The sequence below is a fragment of the Chitinophaga sp. RAB17 genome (genome assembly GCF_052114225.1).
Classification (GTDB): domain Bacteria; phylum Bacteroidota; class Bacteroidia; order Chitinophagales; family Chitinophagaceae; genus Chitinophaga.
In genome coordinates, this window is the sequence record NZ_JBFREI010000003.1 from 106590 (window position 1) to 124747 (window position 18158).

17 protein-coding genes are annotated in these 18158 nt (G+C 45.9%); 5 read left to right on the plus strand and 12 right to left on the minus strand.

What is annotated here, in order from left to right:
- Nucleotides 1-104: 104 nt before the first annotated feature.
- Both AB4Z08_RS12325 and AB4Z08_RS12330 read left to right on the plus strand, forming a co-directional pair.
- Nucleotides 105-1610, plus strand: coding sequence for a DUF5723 family protein (locus tag AB4Z08_RS12325; protein WP_441574039.1), 1506 nt, complete (start codon nucleotides 105-107; stop codon nucleotides 1608-1610).
- A gap of 113 nt (nucleotides 1611-1723) precedes the next feature.
- Nucleotides 1724-3013: a bifunctional folylpolyglutamate synthase/dihydrofolate synthase gene (locus tag AB4Z08_RS12330; RefSeq protein WP_441574040.1), complete on the plus strand. Its 1290-nt coding sequence runs from the start codon at nucleotides 1724-1726 to the stop codon at nucleotides 3011-3013.
- Nucleotide 3014: 1 nt separating this feature from the next.
- On the opposite strand, the gene AB4Z08_RS12335 is transcribed toward AB4Z08_RS12330, so the two are convergent.
- The 5 genes from AB4Z08_RS12335 to fbp form a co-directional block, all read right to left on the minus strand.
- On the minus strand, nucleotides 3015-3566 hold the full coding sequence (locus AB4Z08_RS12335; RefSeq protein WP_441574041.1) for an NUDIX hydrolase: 552 nt from the start codon (nucleotides 3564-3566) through the stop codon (nucleotides 3015-3017).
- A gap of 18 nt (nucleotides 3567-3584) precedes the next feature.
- Complete coding sequence (locus AB4Z08_RS12340; protein WP_441574042.1) at nucleotides 3585-4112, minus strand: YfiT family bacillithiol transferase; 528 nt, start codon at nucleotides 4110-4112, stop codon at nucleotides 3585-3587.
- A gap of 9 nt (nucleotides 4113-4121) precedes the next feature.
- Nucleotides 4122-4886, minus strand: a complete 765-nt coding sequence (locus AB4Z08_RS12345; RefSeq protein WP_441574043.1) for an ABC transporter ATP-binding protein — start codon at nucleotides 4884-4886, stop codon at nucleotides 4122-4124.
- A 134-nt stretch (nucleotides 4887-5020) separates the two neighbouring features.
- On the minus strand, nucleotides 5021-5512 hold the full coding sequence (locus tag AB4Z08_RS12350; protein ID WP_441574044.1) for a CAP domain-containing protein: 492 nt from the start codon (nucleotides 5510-5512) through the stop codon (nucleotides 5021-5023).
- 243 nt (nucleotides 5513-5755) lie between these two features.
- Complete coding sequence (fbp, locus tag AB4Z08_RS12355; protein WP_441574045.1) at nucleotides 5756-6766, minus strand: class 1 fructose-bisphosphatase; 1011 nt, start codon at nucleotides 6764-6766, stop codon at nucleotides 5756-5758.
- A 140-nt stretch (nucleotides 6767-6906) separates the two neighbouring features.
- Between fbp and AB4Z08_RS12360 the strand changes: the two genes are divergently transcribed.
- The 3 genes from AB4Z08_RS12360 to AB4Z08_RS12370 all read left to right on the plus strand — a co-directional run bounded on the left by AB4Z08_RS12360 (nucleotide 6907) and on the right by AB4Z08_RS12370 (nucleotide 11035).
- Nucleotides 6907-8175 carry an aspartate kinase gene (locus AB4Z08_RS12360; protein WP_441574046.1) on the plus strand — a complete coding sequence of 423 codons (1269 nt, stop codon included), beginning with the start codon at nucleotides 6907-6909 and terminating at the stop codon, nucleotides 8173-8175.
- A 74-nt stretch (nucleotides 8176-8249) separates the two neighbouring features.
- Nucleotides 8250-8525 carry a hypothetical protein gene (locus AB4Z08_RS12365; RefSeq protein WP_441574047.1) on the plus strand — a complete coding sequence of 92 codons (276 nt, stop codon included), beginning with the start codon at nucleotides 8250-8252 and terminating at the stop codon, nucleotides 8523-8525.
- A gap of 65 nt (nucleotides 8526-8590) precedes the next feature.
- A complete protein-coding gene (locus AB4Z08_RS12370) occupies nucleotides 8591-11035 on the plus strand; it encodes an outer membrane beta-barrel protein (protein WP_441574048.1) in 2445 nt (814 codons plus the stop codon).
- Between the two features lie 3 nt (nucleotides 11036-11038).
- On the opposite strand, the gene AB4Z08_RS12375 is transcribed toward AB4Z08_RS12370, so the two are convergent.
- Genes AB4Z08_RS12375 through nuoH form a run of 7 tightly spaced genes read right to left on the minus strand, consistent with a single transcriptional unit; the run spans nucleotide 11039 to nucleotide 18154 of the window.
- Entirely contained in the window at nucleotides 11039-12478 is a 1440-nt protein-coding gene (locus AB4Z08_RS12375) for an NADH-quinone oxidoreductase subunit N (RefSeq protein ID WP_441574049.1), read from the minus strand.
- The gene (gene nuoM, locus AB4Z08_RS12380; protein WP_441574050.1) at nucleotides 12465-13916 is read right to left on the minus strand and encodes an NADH-quinone oxidoreductase subunit M; all 1452 of its coding nucleotides are present in this window, start codon (nucleotides 13914-13916) and stop codon (nucleotides 12465-12467) included. The genes AB4Z08_RS12375 and nuoM overlap by 14 nt, the downstream gene beginning before the upstream one ends.
- Nucleotides 13917-13939: 23 nt before the next feature.
- Nucleotides 13940-15829 carry an NADH-quinone oxidoreductase subunit L gene (nuoL, locus tag AB4Z08_RS12385; protein WP_441574051.1) on the minus strand — a complete coding sequence of 630 codons (1890 nt, stop codon included), beginning with the start codon at nucleotides 15827-15829 and terminating at the stop codon, nucleotides 13940-13942.
- 15 nt (nucleotides 15830-15844) lie between these two features.
- Nucleotides 15845-16153, minus strand: a complete 309-nt coding sequence (gene nuoK, locus AB4Z08_RS12390) for an NADH-quinone oxidoreductase subunit NuoK (RefSeq protein WP_133810298.1) — start codon at nucleotides 16151-16153, stop codon at nucleotides 15845-15847.
- On the minus strand, nucleotides 16150-16680 hold the full coding sequence (gene nuoJ / locus AB4Z08_RS12395; RefSeq protein ID WP_441574052.1) for an NADH-quinone oxidoreductase subunit J: 531 nt from the start codon (nucleotides 16678-16680) through the stop codon (nucleotides 16150-16152). Before nuoJ ends, nuoK begins: the two co-directional genes overlap by 4 nt.
- Complete coding sequence (gene nuoI, locus AB4Z08_RS12400; protein WP_441574053.1) at nucleotides 16677-17192, minus strand: NADH-quinone oxidoreductase subunit NuoI; 516 nt, start codon at nucleotides 17190-17192, stop codon at nucleotides 16677-16679. The genes nuoJ and nuoI overlap by 4 nt, the downstream gene beginning before the upstream one ends.
- An 11-nt stretch (nucleotides 17193-17203) precedes the next feature.
- Complete coding sequence (gene nuoH / locus AB4Z08_RS12405; RefSeq protein WP_441574054.1) at nucleotides 17204-18154, minus strand: NADH-quinone oxidoreductase subunit NuoH; 951 nt, start codon at nucleotides 18152-18154, stop codon at nucleotides 17204-17206.
- Nucleotides 18155-18158 lie beyond the last annotated feature (4 nt).

Genomic DNA, 18158 nt, shown 5'->3' on the forward strand with positions numbered 1-18158 from the left:
GGCAAGTGCAAGATAATTTATCCTGCTCCTGCCTGCCTTGGAAAACCGGACCAGGAATTCCTACATCTCTACCTATGACTTCAAGAGCATATAAGCACGATTTTGTGTCATTTCGAGAAACCTATTTTTTATCGCCAACGATGATTGTAAGACTTAACCGTATCTTTTTCAGCACATCAGTACTGCTACTACTGACGTATGCCGCTATGGCACAAACTTTCCCGGGTTACAACAACAGTAACTATGCAGGTATTTATGGCGTATTTTCCAACCCTGCCAGCGCAGCCGGTTATCGTTATAAATGGGATGTGAATATTATTGGCGCAGATATCAATGCCGGCAATACTTACGTAAGTGTTCCCAAATCATTGCTGTTCAGCGTGCCGGATACCCTGCGGCGTAACAAGGATTACTTTCTCGATGAAGGCGCCAACAGAAAACAGAATGGATGGGAAATGGCCGAAATAGTATTGCCTTCTGTATTGTATGCTATTGATGAAAAGCAATCGCTTTCCTTTGTATGGCGTATGCGGAGTAGCAGTAATGGCGGGAATGTTACCACTCCTATCGCCAATTTCTTTGGGGTAGATTTCCCCAATACAGGATATAAGAACGTTAACTTAAGCATTCCCCAGGCAGGTGTTACCTCTCACATATGGCATGAGCTGGGGCTCAGCTATGCGCGGGTAATAAAAGAAAGCTATGACAGCCGTTTGAAAGCGGGTATTACGCTGAAACTCTTAAGTGGTGTGGCCGCAGGCTATGCTTCCGTAAAAAATGCTGACTTCCGCCTGAATAATTCCCGCGATGCCAGCATCACCAGTGGTACGCTGTATTATGGCTATAGTAAAGAGCTGGATGACTGGCAATCACCTACGCAAAAAAATCTGAAACTGTTTAATAACAATGGGATTGGAATCGACATCGGGATGATTTATGAATACCGCCCCGATAATGGTGGCTTCGGCGCCTACGAGGGCTYGGATGCAGATGATTATAAATTCCGTATAGGCGCTTCCATTACTGATATCGGTAAAATCAAATACACCAAAGGCGCCAACAATACAGATCTCAGCCTGGTGAAAGATCATGTGGTACCTAATGATATCCAGTACAGGAAAAATGAAAGTCTGCAGCAATATGCACGCCGGCTGAATAAATACTTCACACCACTGGCTACCGATTCCACGTTTAACATGACCTTACCTACTGCCCTGAACCTGATGGGCGATTACAATATAGATGGTCGTTTTTTTGTTAGTACCAATGCGGTAATTGCCTTAACAGCGGGACGCAGAGATATCACCAAAACCTATGCGCTGACGCAGTTCAATATTACGCCCCGGTATGAAACACGCTTGTTTGGTGCTTATCTGCCGCTGACCATTAATCATAACGGTCAGGCAGATGTGGGTGCCGGCATTCGCATAGGGCCTTTGCTGATAGGCTCGAGTACAATTTTTACCAACCTTTTTGAAAGACGTATCGATCATGCGGGGGCTTTCGTAGCTTTGCGCTTAAATTCAAGCATGTTCGAACGGGGCGATGGCAATGGTGGTGGCATCTTCCGGATGCGTAAGCGCCAGCTGGGCTGCCCGGTTAATTATTAAGAAAATTACGAATTACGAATTACGAATTACGGCTTTGTGTGGAGGTAATAACATAGGATCTACCCTCAAATCCGTAATTCGCAATTCGTAATTCGTAATTGTAATTTACAATTATGGCCTCTTACAAAGAAACGCTGGACTATCTTTATGCACAGCTACCCATGTTTACCAAAGTGGGTGCCAGTGCTTTTAAAACAGATCTGCATAATACTATTGCATTGCTGGATTTACTGGAACAACCGCAGCATGCTTTTAAAACCATACACGTTGCCGGCACCAATGGGAAAGGCTCTTCCAGTCATATGCTGGCGGCCATTTTCCAACAGGCGGGTTACAAAACAGGATTGTATACCTCTCCTCACCTCCTTGATTTCCGGGAACGCATCCGCATAAACGGACAGGTGGTGCCGGAAGATTTTGTCATCCGTTTTACGGAGCAGATGCGTCCGCACATTACCTCCATACAGYCTTCCTTTTTTGAACTCACGGTAGCCATGGCCTTCCGCTATTTCCAGGAGGAAGCCGTAGATATTGCCATCATTGAAGTGGGACTGGGCGGGCGCCTGGACAGTACCAACGTAATTACTCCCGAACTTTCGTTGATTACCAATATCAGCTTTGATCATAAAAATATGCTGGGAGATACACTCCCTTTGATTGCCGGAGAAAAAGCAGGCATTATCAAAGCCGGCGTACCGGTGGTAATCAGTGAAACGCAATCAGAAGTACAGGATGTTTTTATTGATAAAGCCGCCTCACTGAATGCTCCCATTCACTTTGCAGACCAGGAATGGATGGAGTCATCCAGCGCTATTGAAGGCAGTCATCTGAATATAACGTTACTGGATACACGCCAACAGCAAATGCGGCGTTTACAGCTGGACCTGAATGGACAATACCAGGAAAAAAATGTGATGGGCGTATTATCTGCGGTCAAAGTATTACAGCAAAACGGATGGCATATTACCTGGGAACATATCAGCGGAGCACTATCACATGTAAAAAAGCTCACCGGCTTAAGAGGCCGCTGGGAAGTGATTCAGCAGCATCCGCTTACTGTACTGGATGTTGGTCATAATGAAGCCGGCATCCGTGAAGTAATGGAGCAACTGGGCCATGTAAACTATCAGCAGCTACATATTGTAGTGGGATTTGTAAAAGATAAAGAAGTAGAAAAAGTATTGCCTTTATTCCCTCCTACAGCGCATTATTATTTTTGCAAAGCACAAATTCCGCGTGCCATGGATGAAGTAGCACTGGCGGAAATGGGCACAGCCAGTGGTTTACAGGGTCACGCGCATGCATCTGTGCAGGCAGCGTTGCAAGCGGCCAGGCAGCACGCCCAGCCGGATGATATGATTCTTGTTTGTGGTAGCTTTTTTGTGGTCGCAGAGGTGATGTAAACTACTTCATCCCCATTTTGCCAAGGTGCAGCAACGCGTAGAAGATACAGGTGGTATGCAGACTGTGTACAATCTTATTATCCAGTACGAGTTGCTGCAGTTCTTCCAGTGGCATAATCACCACTTCAATGTCTTCATTATGATCCAGTTGCTGCTCCTGCACTTTTACACCGCCGGTAGCCAGAAACATATGTGTATAGTTATTGGCAGCAGCAGTATTAGGAGCAATTGTACCCAATGATATCCATTCCTTGAACTCATAGCCGGTTTCTTCCAGCATTTCGCGCTTCATGGCAAATAAAGGAGAAGGATCCGTGGCGTCCATTGTACCACCGGGAATTTCCAGCAATGTTCTGCCAACGCCCTGCCGGTATTGACGTATCATAATTACTTGTCCGTCTTCCCGCAAGGCCACACCGTTTACCCAGTTATTATATTCCAGTACATAATAAGGTTCGACTATTTTCCCGGCAGGTGTTTCACATTTGTCAGCGCGCGCAGTTAACCAGGCGTCTTTAAACAGGTATTCCGAAGACAGTAATTTCCAATCCATATTCATAATATCAATGCTTTACCAATCCATCCTTTCCTTAAGGCGCAGGATATGCTCCAGATGGTGTTTACCATGCCAGGCATAATTAGCGGCATGGGTTTTCAGATTATGTTGTGTACCGTTGGCGGGATGTATAAAAGTACGTTCCCAGTCAGCGGCGGTTAAATGTTCCATCAGGTTAGTCCAACGGGTATGCAGGGCATGTAATAGGGTAATAGACACATTGATGGGGATGAATTTCACATCCGGCAGTTTTGCCCACTCGCCTTCCTCATATGGTTTTATAATGGGTTGTTCTTCTGTGAGGGCGAGTTTCATGCGGATATATCCGTTCATGTGGCTGTCTGCCAGGTGATGCACTACCTGTGCTACCGTCCAGCCATCCGGCCGGTAGGGCGTTTGCAGCTGGTATTCATCCAGTTGTTGCACCGCTATTTCCACCAGCTGGGGTAAATAGTGAATGTCTTTGATGAATCCCTGCAGCATGGCAGGAGTATACTCCGGTAATGCTGTAAAGCGGCCAATAGGATATTTAAGTGCTTCCATCCGGTTTATTTATTCTTCCCGTAGATCTTTACCAGTGAGATGAATGAATACATCTTCCAGGTTTGCTTTCTTCACTTCTTTTGCTCTTTCAAAGCCTGAGGATACCAGTTGATCGATCAGTGTATCAGGAGAGTCGATAGCAATGATACGGCCACTGTCTACAATTGCACAGCGGTCGCACAGGAACTCTGCTTCATCCATATAGTGAGTGGTGATCACCACGGTAGTGCCCTGGCTGCGTACCTGCAGGATCAGATCCCAGAGGTTGCGTCTTGCCTGAGGATCCAGTCCGGTGGTAGGTTCATCCAGGAATATGATCTGTGGTTTGTTGATCAGCGTGGTAGCAATGGAAAAACGTTGTTTCTGGCCGCCGGAAAGCTCTTTGAACTTTGCTTTGGCTTTATCTTCCAGGTTAAACATCCCCAGGAGTTTCATGGGAGATACTGGTTGATTATACAGACCACCGAACATTTCGATGAGCTCTATCAGGTTCAGTCCCGGATAATAACCGGAGCTTTGCAATTGTACGCCGATAATCTTCTTTATATCATTAGGATCTTTGTCGAGGTCGTAGCCGCCCACTGTCACTTTCCCTTCTGTTTTATCGCGCAGCGTTTCAATGATTTCCAGGGTCGTTGATTTGCCTGCGCCATTAGGGCCTAACAGGCCAAAGATCTCACCTTCATACACCTCAAAGCTGATCCCTTTTACCGCAGTAAATTCCCCGTATTTTTTAACCAGGTTATTTACCTCAATGATCTTTTTCTTTTCCATGGGGCCAAATTACAGAAAGAATTACGAATTATGAATTACGAATTACGGATTTGTGGGGAGATAAGAGCGAAGGTTGATACTCGCGTTTATCATCTCCCCACAAATCCGTAATTCATAATTCGTAATTCCTAATTTTATTGCTTAATAAACACCTGTGTAAAGAAAGTGATCCTGCCCTTGCCAGCAGTACCAATACCGATCAGGGTGTAGTCACCGAGCATGTTTTTACGGTGTCCGGGGCTTTTGATCCAGCCATTTACCACCGCTTCAGCATCCAGGGTGCCGTATGCAACGTTTTCCGCAGCACCTGCCACGCGCCCCATTTTCTTGGAAACGTAGGCTACACGCTCTTCAAATCCTTCGTGCCCGAAGCCGGTGCTGCCATTAGCCATATCGCGGCTATGACTGCGGGCCTGCTGGCTGATGGTGGCATCCAGCTGCAAAGGCTTCAGTCCCTTGGATTGACGGAACTTATTGGTGTAGTAAAGGATCTGTTCATCCATACTACCACCGGTGTTACCGCCATCTGCCTGACGGGTGGTGGCACGTGAACATGCACTCACCTGGAAGAAGGCAAAAACAGCTACCAATAACGCAAAGATCCGTTGGTTCTTCAAAATCAACATAGAATAAAAATGGTTAATAATTAGAAATGAATAATGAATAATGAATAATGAATAATGAATAATGAATAATGAATAATGAATAATGAATAATGAATAATGAATAATGAATAATGAATAATGAATAATAATTAGACTATTAAATACACCATAGGTTTAGCAACTGTTATACCAGAAATTAAAAACGGTGTATAGTGGACATTTTGTATCCCCTATACACCGTTTTTAATAATATATTTTTCTTTCTTAATCGTTCATAATATGCTGCCAGGTTTCCATCATGTTCTTTGAACCAATAAAAATAGGCATCCGCTGGTGCAGTTGTACCGGCTTCAGTTCCAGCAGCCGCTGTTTACCATTGGCCATTGCCACGCCACCAGCCTTTTCCATGATAAAGGACATCGGGTTACATTCGTAACAAAGTCTTAGCCTGCCGGATGAATATTTCCCGAAAGCAGGATACATGAAAATACCGCCCTGAATTAAAGTACGGTGTATTTCGGCAACCATACAGCCTACAAAACGATGGCGGTAGATCCGGTCGTTTTCATTTCTGGCCATAAAATGGTCAACAGACTTGCGGATCTTTTCTTCATATAAGTGATAATATCCCATATTGATAGAGAAGATATCACTATCTGGCGGACATTTCAGGTTAGGGTGCGACAAACAGAACTCACCAATAGATGGGTCCAGGGTAAAGCCCTGCACACTGCGACGCGTAGCATATACCATCATGGTAGAAGAGCCATAGATAATATAACCAGCCGCAATCTGACGGGTACCCGGCTGCAGGAAGTCCTCCAGCTCACACTCCGTACCTTCCGGTGTAAGGCGGCGGTACACAGAGAAAATTGTTCCGATAGATACATTCACATCTATATTACTGGAACCATCCAATGGATCCATCAGTACCACGTACTTCGATTTTTTGGAATGCTCATCATGAAAAGGAATGAAATGTTCATTTTCCTCTGAAGCCACCCCACAGCAATAAATGCTGGTTTCCAGGGAGTTGATGAATTGCTCGTTGGCAAATTCATCGAGTTTCTTTACGGATTCGCCCTGCACGTTGGTCTTGCCGGCTTCTCCCAGGATATCAGCAATACCTGCCTTATTCACTTCCACATTTACCCTTTTAGCTGCCAGCCCCATATCACGGAGTAAACCGGATAGCTGACCGGTTGCCCCCGGGTAATTCCGCAACTCCTGAATAGTGAATTCATCCAGGGTCATTACTTTTTGCTTAAGATTCATAACGTTAGGTTGTACAAACGAAATTAAAGGAATTGAAACTATTTTAAGGGAACTGTCATTTATCTATAAACAGATTTTAAAACAATTCTAAACTTGTCTTACTTTGCCAAATAATTTTTTAAAAGAAGATAAACTATCATATGAAGGTTTTCAAGTTTGGTGGCGCAAGTTTAGAAAGTGTTGAACGTATCCGGCAGGTGGCGCAGATAGTGCAGTCATTTCCGGACGAAAAACTCCTCATTGTTATTTCTGCCATGGCAAAAACTACCAATGAGCTGGAAAAGGTAGCAGAAAGCTTTTTTCTCCGGAAACGGGAAATTGCCGCACAATTGCTTTTCAACATTGAACAGCATCACATCAATGTAGCTGAATCACTACTGGGTACCCGCGAACACCCTTTGTTTACGCAACTCCAGCAATTCTTTACCGAAGCCGAATGGACGCTGGGTGAAAAACCACTGCGCACCTATGATTATTACTATGATCAGCTGGTGGGCCTGGGAGAATTGCTGAGCACCGCCATTGTAAGTGCTTTCTTTAACAGCATCGGCCTGAATAATACCTGGCTGGATGTCCGGGATGTTTTCCGTACAGATGACAACTTCCGGGATGCTAATATTGACTGGGTATATACCCAGAGACAGGTAACTGAAAAAGTGGCCCCTCTCTTTGAAAAGACCAGCATCGTGATTACACAGGGCTTCATTGGCGCTACCGATCAAAACGAAAGCGTTACCCTGGGCAGGGAAGGCAGTGATTATTCCGCCGCCGTTTTTGCCAATATGCTCGATGCAGAAAGCCAAACGATCTGGAAAGACGTGGAAGGCCTGAAGAATGCAGACCCTAAATTGTTTCCCAATACCGTGAATATACCGGAAATCAGTTATGGAGAAGTAATTGAAATGGCCTATTACGGCGCCCAGGTCATACACCCCAAAACCATTAAACCACTGCAGAACAAACAGATACCACTGCTGGTAAAATGCTTTCTGGATAAAAATCTGCCCGGCACCGTGATTAAGGAAACGGCAGATGTAAGACAGCTACCTCCCATTATTGTGCTGAAAAAGAACCAGGTACTGCTGAATATCACCTCCAAGGACTATTCCTTTATCACAGAAGATAAAATCAGTGATATTTACGAGATCTTCCACGCGCTGAAGGTAAAAATTAACCTGATGCAGAACGGAGCGATCAATTTTTCCTGCTGCATAGATAATAACCCGGAAAAGATAGAACTCCTGATCAAGACCCTGCACCAGCAGTTCAAAATCGTGTATAATGAAGGACTGGAGCTCCTCACCGTTCGTTATTACCAGACCAACCTGCTGGAAGAACTCAGTGATGGACATACCATACTTTTAGAACAACGTTCTCCCGCTACCATACAACGTCTCTGGAAAAAATAAATTTATCCAGCAAAATAATTTGACTCCCCCGTGCAACTTTTTTTGTACCCGTTCGTCTTTAGTAAAAATGTGGTATGAAAAAAGTTGCTATCGTTTTGTGCCTGAGTACCTTTCTGATGCTTATTTTAGTATTGGGAGGAAAAATGGCAAGCCATGGCCACCTTTCGGCCAAAAACCCGGATGAACTGCCTATATATCTGATTACGCTCGGAAATTTCCGGGAAACACCTGCCGTTCCTGCTACCCAGTCATGTATTGCGAATGAGACAGAAAAAGTACCCATGGAAACAGCAAAAGACATCATGAACCTGGCTTTTAAATACATCCAGGATAATTATAGGAAGAAATAATAGTACGGCCCCCTACATATTTATTGGTTATAGCTTTTGAGAACTTATACAACGGAAACGATAGTATGAAAACGATCATCGTAGCCCTGGGAATGCTTTTTTGTTGCACCTTCACGGCGTTTGCACAACAACCCAACTCCTCAGGAAAAATTACACTAACAGTTACAGACAATGCGGGTAAGCCCCTCCCCTTTACCAGCGTTATGCTGCGGAAGGTAAAAGACTCCACCCTCGTAAAAGGTGAAATGAGTACCGAAAATGGCGGCTGTGCCTTTGATGGCATTGCTAACGGACACTATTTCATACAGGCATCGCAAATGGGATATACCACCTCCTATAGTACCGCATTCCAGGTAGATGCCGGCCACAAAACCATTGCCCTGGGCAGCATGAAACTGCCACCGCTGGGCAAAAACCTGCAGGCAGTGAATGTAACCGCTCAAAAACCTTATATCGAAAGCTCTGCCGGTAAAACGGTGATGAATATAGAAAATAGTGTAAGCGCAGCAGGTAATACCGCCCTGGACCTGCTCCGAAGAGCCCCCGGCGTTCAGGTAGACAACAACGAAAATGTTACCCTGAAAGGACAGAGTGTTACTGTAATGATTGATGGTAAACTGACCTATTTAAGCGGTGAACAGCTGACCAATCTCCTGAAAACCACACCAGGAGAAAGTATTGCCTCTATAGAAATACTGACCAGCCCCTCTGCCAAATATGATGCTTCCGGTAATGGCGGTATCATCAATATAAAAACTAAAAAAGGGAAAATGACAGGCGTAAACGGTAACGTCAATGCTACCCTTACCCAGTCGAAATATGGTCGCTATGGCATATCCGGCAATATTAACTGGAGAACCGAGAAGTTCAACCTGTTCGGCAACTTCGACCAGGGCGATTATCCCCGTCAGGTTACCCGCGACTACAGCCGCTCTGTGAAAGAAAGCGATGGCAGCACTACTTTCATGCAACAGGACGTATTTCAGCGTAACCGCTTCAAAAACAACTACCTCAAAGTGGGTATGGATTACTTTATCAACGATAAACATACCATCGGGGTACTGGCCAATGGCTTTAAAAACGCCTTCAGCAACCAGATCTATAGCGCCACTCACCTGGGCAGACCCAACATGCCGCCGGATTCTGTTGTCAACTCCCTCACCGTTAATGACAATAAATTTGATAATATAGCCCTTAACCTGAACTATAAAGGCATCATTGACACCGCCGGAGGCCGCGAAATCAGCTTCGATGCAGATTATGCCCAATTCAATAATCACCGCTTCATGCAGCTGAACGACAGTTTGTATGATCCGCATTCAAAACTTAGCCGGAATCCTAACAGCATCCGTACTACCGGTGGTACCCAGGTGCTCATTAAAAGCCTGAAGGCCGATCTCAGCTGGCCACTGGGTAAAGAAAGCAAACTGGAAGCGGGTGCCAAAGCAAGTTTTGTCACCACCACCAACCTATTACAGTTCGACTCTCTCTATAAAGGTATTTACCGCCCCTCGCCAACGTTGAGTGACCGGTTTAATTACCAGGAAGATGTGTACGCCGCCTACGCCACTTATAAAAAACAAATACACAAAACAGCCCTGCAATTGGGCTTAAGGGTAGAGAATACCGCATCTACCGGGCATTCGTTCACAACAGACACTTATGTAAAACGTTCCTACACCGACTTCTTCCCGAATATCAATGTGGAACAAAAAATAAATGATAAGAATAAAGTGAGCCTGGCGATGTCACGCAGGATAGAAAGACCGCAATACGGACAGCTAAACCCTTTTATGTTTTACCTCGACAAATACACGTATTTCAAAGGCAACCCTTACCTGAAACCACAATACAGCAATATTGCGGAAGTCTCCTATACCTTTAAGGATAAGTATATTGCTACCCTGCGATACAGCCGTATAAAAGATATGATGGAAGAATTTATTACACAGGACGACAGCACCAAAGCCTCTATCAGCACAGAACGTAACTACGACAAAACGGACATCTACAGCCTGCTGTTAACCTTGCCTATACAAGTCACCAAGTGGTGGAGCAGCGATAACAATGTGGATCTTTCCTACAATAAATACAAGTTTGAGGATCCTACTACTAACGAGCCCTTTAGCCGTTACAACGTTAATTACTATATCAGCAGTACCAATACGATCACACTGCCCAAAGATGTTAAACTGGAAGTAATGGGGTATTATAATTCTCCCTTTGTTTTCGGCATTTTCAGGGGCTACAGTCAATATAACCTGAACCTGGGCATTCAGAAGATGTTCATGGATAAAAATGCTACTGTGAAGCTGAGCTTTAATAATATACTGCGTAATGAAAGCTATCGCGGTGCCGCAGAATTTGCGAACCTGAACATGAGTATTTTTAATACCTGGCAGTTCAGGACCGTGAATCTTTCTTTCAGTTATAAATTCGGCAGCGCCAGCATCAAAGCCGCCAGGGAAAGAAAAACAGGTACCAGCGATGAGCAGAACAGAGCAGGTTGATAGTTAAATCAGTATCCGCATCATCTGCTGTATCAGCTGCATCATAGCAGTAGGATACACACCCAGCCCTATTAACAGTATGGTTAAAATAACCAGGGTGATATTACCGGCCATGGGCAGGGCCGGCACTACCATTGTTTGTTCTCCCGGGGCAGGTACAGCAAACATGGCCGCCACCAGGCGGATATAATAGTACAATCCAATTACACTGTTGATCACCAGCATAAACAACAGGAACCACTGATGCCCGTTTACGCCCGCCATCACCACATAAAACTTACCGATAAATCCGGCAGTGAGTGGTATGCCGGCAAGGGATAACAACATAGCAGTAAACACTGTGGCTACCCAGGGATAGCGCCAGAACAGCCCTTTATAATCAGCAATCGTTTCTGCATCCTGCAAACTACTCGACATCACAATCACTACACCGAACGCGCCTATACTGGTAATAAAATAGGCCACCAGGTAAAAGGCCAATGCTTCCAGCCCTGTTTGTACGCCCGATAAAAAAGCTACCAGGATATATCCCATATGAGCTATAGACGAATAGGCCAGTATGCGCTTAATATTTTGTTGGGTCAATGCCAGCCAGTTGCCCGCAAACATAGAGGCCACCGCAATAATGGCTACAATCCACCATAACATCGGATAGTCGTTACCGTGAATGTCCTGGTAAAAACGGATCAGCAATACCAGCATGGCGCCCTTTGAAACAGTAGCAATGAAGGCGGCCACCGGCAATGGCGCTCCTTCATAAATATCCGGCGCCCACATATGAAAAGGTACAATACCGAGTTTAAAGCCCACCCCTATCAGCATCAATCCGAAACCTGCCATCACACTTACCGGCAAATAACCCGCCTGCCGCAAAGCCACACCTATACCGGGAAAATCCATATGTCCGGTAAAAGCATATACGAGCGCCATACCGAACAGCAGGAAGGCAGAAGACAACGCCGCCAGCATCAGGTACTTAATCCCTGCTTCATCGGAACGCTCACGGGCACGCAGGTACGCAATTAACCCATATAAACTGATACTCAATATTTCCAATCCCAGGAACAACGCCATAAAATGCCGGCTTACCACCAGCACCAATGCTCCGATGGTAGCCAATATCAGCAGGATATAATATTCTTCCTTACGTTCCTCTCTTTCTTCAAAATAGTTAAACGACAACAACAGGATAATGAAGCCCGCTATCAGAATAAGCCCTGTATTAAACAGGGAAAATTCATCTATCACCAGTAGCGGAGGATAAGCATGTGGAATATATTTTATGGCCGGTATCACCGCCATCATCGACATAATAAAAGCGATGAGGGTGAAGCTGTATACGATACGGTGATTACGCCATATCGCTATCAGCAACATAGCTCCCACTGCCGCAGCACTTAGGGTAATCAACGGTCCAAGGCTTAAAAAATCAGCGAACGACATAATCTATAATTTGGGAAGTGTTGAGTACCGGTTGCGGATGAAATCCCAACCAGCAAATGACGATAACCAGGGCCACTATAATCACCAGTTCGCGCCCGTTGAGATCCTGCATAGTATATTGCCGGTCGCAGGGCCCGAAAAAAACTTTCTGCATAATGCGCAAAGAATAGGCGGTAGCCACCACCAAACCAATCGTAGCCAATACTGTCAACAGATGATTGGCCTGCCAGCTTCCCAGCAGCACCAGGAATTCTGCCACAAAATTGCCCAATCCGGGCAAGCCCAGCGAAGCCATCACAAAAATCATAGCAGCACTGCCCATGAAAGGTAAACGCAGCCAGAGGCCGCCCATTTGCCGTATGTTGCGGGTATGAATACGCTCGTATAAAGCACCGGCAATAATGAACAGGGCACCGGTGCTGATGCCATGTGTAATCATCTGCATCACCACACCCTGGTAAGCAATTTCATTAAATGCAAAAGCTCCCAGTAATACAAAGCCCATATGACTTACACTCGTATAGGCAACCAGTCTCTTAAGATCCGTTTGTGCATATGCCAGCATTCCTCCGTAAAGAATACCCACTACGCCCAGCAACATAGCTATCGGAGCTATTTCCGCAGCCGCAGCAGGGAATAGTGGCAATACAAAACGAAGAATACCATATGCGCCCGTTTTCAGCAACAGTCCGGCCAGCACTACGCTGCCTGCCGTAGGCGCTTCTGTATGTGCATCCGGTAACCAGGTATGGAAAGGTACTGCCGGCAATTTTACCAGGAAGGCCACCAGAAAACCCAGCATCAGCCAACGTTCGGTCGATGGCGTCATCGGCGTATTTAACAGATCAAAGTAATCAAACGTATATACGTGTGTGTTAGCTTCATGTACAAAGTAAAGACCCAATATGGCCAGCAGCATCAGTAAACCTCCTGCCTGTGTAAACAGGAAAAACTTATTGGCCGCATATTCCCGGTGCTCATGGCCCCAGATACCAATCAGAAAGTACATCGGTATGAGCATCATCTCCCAGAAAAAATAAAATAAAAACAGGTCCATTGTCAGAAAAACACCGGTAATCCCACAAAGCACAAACAACAGATTGAAATGAAAAAAGCCTACCCGGCTATTGATTTCTTTCCAGGAAATCAATACCGACAACGCCCCAAGAAAAAAAGTAAGTGCCAGCATCAGCAGGCTTAAACCATCCATGGCCAAATGCAGACTGATACCGAAATGCGGCACCCAGTCTATCCGGTACTGATACCACCAGCGGTCTCCACCCGCAGGATGATTTATCCAGATACTGATTACAATACCCAGGTTCAGCAATAAACTAAACAGGGCTATCCAGCGGCTCCCTGCATGGCTTTTCGCACCTACTATCCACGATAGCAGCGCCGCAGCGAAAAGAATCAACAATAGTACCAGCAGGATCATATTAGTTCGTTTATACGTTTAGGTTATATGTATATTCTCCAGATGAGTACAGACAATATCGCTACTGCACCCAGTACTACACCCAATATATACCACCGCAGCAACCCACTCTGGGTACGTGCCAGCATATTATGACACCACTCCATGGCTGCTGCGAGATGAGTATACATTTTGTCTATCAGATCTTTCTTATTCATGCGTGACAGGTATACATAAGGATATACCAACAGGATATTATATAATTTATCGAAGTCCCATCCTCTGCTCCAAAAACCGCGTAACCAAAGGATGGCAGGCATTTCCAGGAAGTCAGACATCCCTTTCGGATGCAACACTACCCAAGCATAGGCAAGCCCTATACCACTCAGCGCAAGTAGGGCAGATAATGCCTGAGAAGTCCATTCCAGGGAAACACTTTCCTGCAACACCGTAACCGCTGGCAATACAGGCAGCAGCCAGTTGCTGAAAAGCGTTACATGCCCCAACGTATGCGGCAGTTCTATAAATCCGGCAATGGTAGATAATACCGCCAGGATATAAAGCGGGATCATCATGCTTTTACCAGGATGATGATGCACCTCCGTTTTAACGTCTCCATAAAACACCAGGAAAAACATCCGGAAGGTGTACATGCCCGTAAGTAATGCGCCCAGCAAGGCAGCCAGCCAGAAACCCATATGTCCGCCTGCGGCAGACCAGGACAACCAGATAATCTGATCTTTACTATAAAAGCCGGCTGTTACAAAAGGAATTGCCGCCAGAGAAGCACAGCCGATCAGGAAAACCCAGTATACGCCCTTCAGCTGTTTTTTCAGTCCACCCATTTTAAACAGGTCCTGCTCATGATGCAGCGCCACAATGATAGCGCCGGCAGCCATAAACAACAGGGCTTTAAAAAATGCATGTGTGACAAAATGAAATACCGCTGCCGACCAGGCGCCACATCCCAATGCCAGGAACATATAGCCAATCTGGCTGATGGTAGAATAAGCCAGTACTCTTTTAATATCTGTTTGCACCAATGCGCTAAAACCGGCCAGCACCAGTGTAATAGCACCTATTACGGCGGTAGTGGTTTGTGCATCAGGTGCCAGTTCAAATAAGGTATGTGTGCGTGCAATGAGGTATACGCCTGCTGTTACCATGGTGGCTGCATGGATCAGCGCACTCACCGGCGTAGGGCCGGCCATGGCATCCGGCAGCCAGGTTTGTAAAGGCAGCTGCGCCGACTTACCTACAGCGCCACCCAGCAGCAACAATGCAATCCAGGTAATCACCGGATCGCCTTTAGTCCACAGGTGCGTGCTGCTGTCCAGTATCTCCGGGATACGCAATGTACCTGTATACTGAAACAACATAAACAATGCAATCGCCATAGCAGTATCGCCTACGCGCGTAACAATAAATGCTTTGCGTGCAGCATAGCCATTGGCCGGATCTTTATACCAGAAGCCAATCAGCAGATAGCTGCAGAGTCCTACTCCTTCCCAGCCAAAGTAAAGCAGCAATAAATTATCTGCCATCACCAGGGTGAGCATAGCCCCTACAAATAAATTCATGCACGCGAAGAAACGGGCGTAGTCGGGCTCCTCGTGCATATAACCGGAAGCATATACATGTATCAGGAAACCTACTATTGTAATCACCCCTACAAATACTACAGACAACGCATCCATCCTGAGATCGAAGCCTATCTTAAATCCACCCACTTCCAGCCAGTTAGCGGCATGCTGTACAACGGCCTGTTCTCCATTGCCGGCAAATTGTATGGCTATCAGTACGGCTACTATAGCGGCCAGACCAATACTGCCGCAGCCAATTACGGTGACGGCTATACGGCTCATACGTTTCCAGCCCAGCATGAGCAGGAAGGCACTTGCAAAAGGAATGAGCGGTATGAGTGCAGGGAACATAGTTATAAAGATTTTTTATCCATTCATTTTTGCGGCTTCATCACTATCCAATGTTTTGAGCTGATGGTATAACTGTAATATCAGTGCCAGGCCAACCGAGACTTCTGCTGCTGCCATTGCCAGTATGAAGATGAACATCACCTGTCCATCTGCCGTCCCCCAGTGGGAAGACGCGACCACAAAGGCCAGTCCTGCAGCATTGAGCATCACTTCTACTGACAACAACATAAAAATAATGTCGCGGCGCACCAGTATACTGATCAGCCCCAGCACAAATAAAACGCCGGCGAGCAACATACCCGCGGTAGTAGGATGCACGTTCATAGTTCATTATTTTCAAGGAACCGGTGTAATGTTTTTTCTTTCTGACGCCCCAGGTGATACGCGCCCACAATACCCGCCATCAGCAACATGCCTGTGAGTTCTACCGCGAGGATGTATGGCCCGAACAACGCCATTCCTACGGCTTTGGGATCCACCACCTGTATTTCTGCGGCAGGCTGACGATTCTGTAAAACAAGAAACACCAGTTCTCCCAACAGGATGATGCAAAGCAAGGAAGGAAAGATCCAGATACGGGGCTTCAACCATAGCTTCTCCTGTGCAGCAGACTCTTTGCCGAGATTCAGCATCATCACGAAAAATATCAGCAGTACCATAATAGCGCCGGCATAAACAATCACCTCCAATGCTGCCATAAAAGGTGCACCATAGAGATACAATACTACTGCCACTGCCAGTAAGGATACTACCAGGTATAACAGCGCATGCATAATGTTATAGCGTGTAATCACCATAATAGTAGCTAAGATGGCAATAGCTGCAGCGATATAGAATGCGGGTCCGATCATGGCATTAAACTTTTTACATCTACTGGTGGTTCCTCCTGCTGGGCATCTCCTTTATCTTTACCTCGTATAGCCATACCCGCTACATTGTAATAATTATAGCCAGGATACTTGCCCTGACTGTTGATCAGCAAATCTTCCTTTTCATACACCAGGTTTTGCCGGTTGTACTCCGCCATTTCATAATCGGGCAATAGCTGTATCGCGTAAGTGGGACAAGCTTCTTCGCAGAAACCACAAAAAATACAACGGGAGAAATTGATACGGAAAAATTCAGGATATCTTCTGCCGGATTCATCTTCCGTTGCCTGTAATGAAATACAATCCACCGGGCAGGCAGCTGCACAGAGATAACAACCCACACAACGCTCGCCTCCGTCCGGATCACGGGTGAGTGCTATGCGGCCACGCCAGCGGGCCGGCAACGGCGCTTTCTGCTCCGGATACTGAAAGGTTTCCCGCTTATGGAACATATGCAGGAAAATCAGCCACATACTTCTTACCAGACTAAGCATTATTTTGAGTTTTAAGTATTTAACCAAAGTTTGATCGCCGCCGTTACCATCAGATTTAATATCGATAACGGAAATAATACCTTCCATCCATACTCCATCAGCTGATCATACCGGGGCCGTGGCATAGATGCCCGGAACAGAATGAATAGCATAATGAAGGCAAAAGTTTTTATAACGAACCATATTACCGGCGGCAGGAAAGCAGGTCCCAGCCAGCCACCGAAATACAGCGTGACCAGCATACCGGAAATAAGGGTGATGCCCAGGTATTCTCCTATAAAAAACATCCCGAATTTCATCCCGGAATATTCCGAGTGAAAGCCCGCTACCAGCTCACTTTCAGCCTCTGGTATATCAAACGGCAGCCGATGTGTTTCCGCCACTCCTGCTACCAGGAAGATGAGAAATCCAATGAACTGCGGTACAATAAACCATACCGTTCTTTGTGCTTCCACTATTTCGCGCAGGTTAAAAGAGCCGCTCAATACCACCACTCCCATCAACGCAAGCCCCATAAATACTTCATAGCTGATCATTTGAGAAGCCCCCCGCATAGCCCCCAACAGCGCATATTTGTTGTTGGAAGCCCAACCGCCCAGCACTACGCTGTACACGCCTAATGAAGACATGGCCAGGAAAAACAGCAGGCCAATATTTAAGTCTGCCACAATAATATTAGGTGCAAAAGGCATCACTACAAAGCTCATGAGTACACTGAGCATTACCACTGCCGGCGCAAATACAAACACTACTTTATCTGCAAAAGGAGGAATCCAGTCTTCCTTAAAAAACAATTTAATCGTATCGGCCAGTACCACAAGCAGTCCAAAAGGTCCGGCCCTGTTAGGTCCGTAGCGATCCTGCCACAGCGCCAGCATCCGGCGTTCTACCCAGATAAGACCGGCCGCCGTATTTAACAGTGCAAATAGCACCCCTCCTATGATCCACCAGAAGTTTGTCATATCG

Bases quoted from the DNA above. Each gene is read 5' to 3' on its own strand.
- AB4Z08_RS12345 (WP_441574043.1), bottom strand. From the start codon at position 4,886: ATGGAAAAGAAAAAGATCATTGAGGTAAATAACCTGGTTAAAAAATAC.
- nuoL (WP_441574051.1), bottom strand. From the start codon at position 15,829: ATGTTCCCTGCACTCATACCGCTCATTCCTTTTGCAAGTGCCTTCCTG.
- AB4Z08_RS12365 (WP_441574047.1), top strand. From the start codon at position 8,250: ATGAAAAAAGTTGCTATCGTTTTGTGCCTGAGTACCTTTCTGATGCTT.
- fbp (WP_441574045.1), bottom strand. From the start codon at position 6,766: ATGAATCTTAAGCAAAAAGTAATGACCCTGGATGAATTCACTATTCAG.
- AB4Z08_RS12360 (WP_441574046.1), top strand. From the start codon at position 6,907: ATGAAGGTTTTCAAGTTTGGTGGCGCAAGTTTAGAAAGTGTTGAACGT.
- AB4Z08_RS12335 (WP_441574041.1), bottom strand. From the start codon at position 3,566: ATGGATTGGAAATTACTGTCTTCGGAATACCTGTTTAAAGACGCCTGG.
- AB4Z08_RS12350 (WP_441574044.1), bottom strand. From the start codon at position 5,512: ATGTTGATTTTGAAGAACCAACGGATCTTTGCGTTATTGGTAGCTGTT.
- nuoH (WP_441574054.1), bottom strand. From the start codon at position 18,154: ATGACAAACTTCTGGTGGATCATAGGAGGGGTGCTATTTGCACTGTTA.
- nuoJ (WP_441574052.1), bottom strand. From the start codon at position 16,680: ATGATCGGACCCGCATTCTATATCGCTGCAGCTATTGCCATCTTAGCT.
- nuoM (WP_441574050.1), bottom strand. From the start codon at position 13,916: ATGATCCTGCTGGTACTATTGTTGATTCTTTTCGCTGCGGCGCTGCTA.
- nuoI (WP_441574053.1), bottom strand. From the start codon at position 17,192: ATGCTTAGTCTGGTAAGAAGTATGTGGCTGATTTTCCTGCATATGTTC.
- AB4Z08_RS12370 (WP_441574048.1), top strand. From the start codon at position 8,591: ATGAAAACGATCATCGTAGCCCTGGGAATGCTTTTTTGTTGCACCTTC.
- nuoK (WP_133810298.1), bottom strand. From the start codon at position 16,153: ATGAACGTGCATCCTACTACCGCGGGTATGTTGCTCGCCGGCGTTTTA.
- AB4Z08_RS12375 (WP_441574049.1), bottom strand. From the start codon at position 12,478: ATGTCGTTCGCTGATTTTTTAAGCCTTGGACCGTTGATTACCCTAAGT.
- AB4Z08_RS12340 (WP_441574042.1), bottom strand. From the start codon at position 4,112: ATGGAAGCACTTAAATATCCTATTGGCCGCTTTACAGCATTACCGGAG.